The organism is Sanguibacteroides sp. AM78-02pH3A (assembly GCF_027666085.1).
Taxonomy (GTDB): Bacteria; Bacteroidota; Bacteroidia; order Bacteroidales; family Marinifilaceae; genus Gabonibacter; species Gabonibacter massiliensis.
In genome coordinates, this window is the sequence record NZ_JAQEHX010000023.1 from 1 (window position 1) to 325 (window position 325).

Genomic DNA, 325 nt, shown 5'->3' on the forward strand with positions numbered 1-325 from the left:
TACACGGGCATAAAACGTCAACCGAAGCTATAGGATGTACTTTAACAGTACGTCGGTAGGAGAGCATTCCTGTCGGCGTCGAAGCGATATCGCGAGGTGTCGTGGAGCGTCAGGAAAAGCAAATGTAGGCATAAGTAACGATAATGGAGGCGAGAACCCTCCACGCCGCAAGACCAAGGATTCCCCGGCAATGTCAATCACCCGGGGGTCAGTCGGGCCCTAAGGCTAACCCGAGGGGGGATGCCGATGGCGAACGGGTTAATATTCCCGTACTTCTTCACGGCGTGACGCGGTGACGGGGCGATGACAGGGTCGCGTGCCGACG

Annotated in this window: 1 rRNA gene (cut by a window edge); it reads left to right on the forward strand. The window is 56.9% G+C overall.

Going from position 1 to position 325, the window contains the following annotated elements:
• A 23S ribosomal RNA gene (locus PGR74_RS14040) occupies positions 1–325 on the forward strand (its annotated part continues 1,425 nt past the right edge of the window); the annotation flags it as partial.